Here is a 600-nt window from a genome sequence, read left to right as displayed (position 1 = left end):
ATCATATCGACCGTCACCTTGTGCTCGGCGATGGCCGCAAACACGGCGAGGCTCGTTCCCGGCTTGTCCGGCAGGCCCTGGATCGTCACCTGGGCCTCGCTCTTGGTAAGCGCCGCGCCGCAAACCGCCTGATCCCGCGATTCGGGCTGCGGGACGATCATCGTGCCGGGCTGATCGGTGAAGCTGCTCCGCACGTGGATCGGCACGGAGAATTTCTTGGCGAATTCGATCGACCGGTTGTGCATCACACCCGCCCCGAGACTGGCGAGTTCCAGCATCTCGTCGTAGCTGATCCGCTTCACGCGCCGCGCTTCGGGCAGTTCGCGCGGGTCCGTCGTGTAGACGCCGTCGACGTCGGTGTAAATCTCGCACGCATCGGCGCCCAGCACGGCGGCCAAAGCGACGGCGGTCGTGTCGCTGCCGCCGCGGCCGAGCGTCGTGATATTGAGGTTTTCGTCGATGCCCTGGAAACCGGCGGCGATGACGATGTTCCCTTCGTCCAAGAGCCGCCGCATCCGTTCGGTCGAAATCGACCGGATGCGGGCCTTCGTGTGCGTGCTATCGGTGCGAATGCCGATTTGAGCGCCGGTGAGGCTCGTC

At 65.0% G+C, this 600-nt stretch carries 1 protein-coding gene; it reads right to left on the bottom strand.

Features of this window, described 5'->3' with window-relative positions; all coding sequences use genetic code 11:
• Window positions 1-600, bottom strand: a 600-nt coding sequence (locus L6Q96_23420; protein MCK6557498.1) for an aspartate kinase, incomplete at both ends; no start/stop codon positions are given.

Source organism: Candidatus Binatia bacterium, assembly GCA_023150935.1.
In the GTDB taxonomy this organism is placed as follows: Bacteria; Desulfobacterota; Binatia; order HRBIN30; family HRBIN30; genus JAKLJW01.
This window is presented reverse-complemented; position numbering and strand designations above follow the sequence as displayed.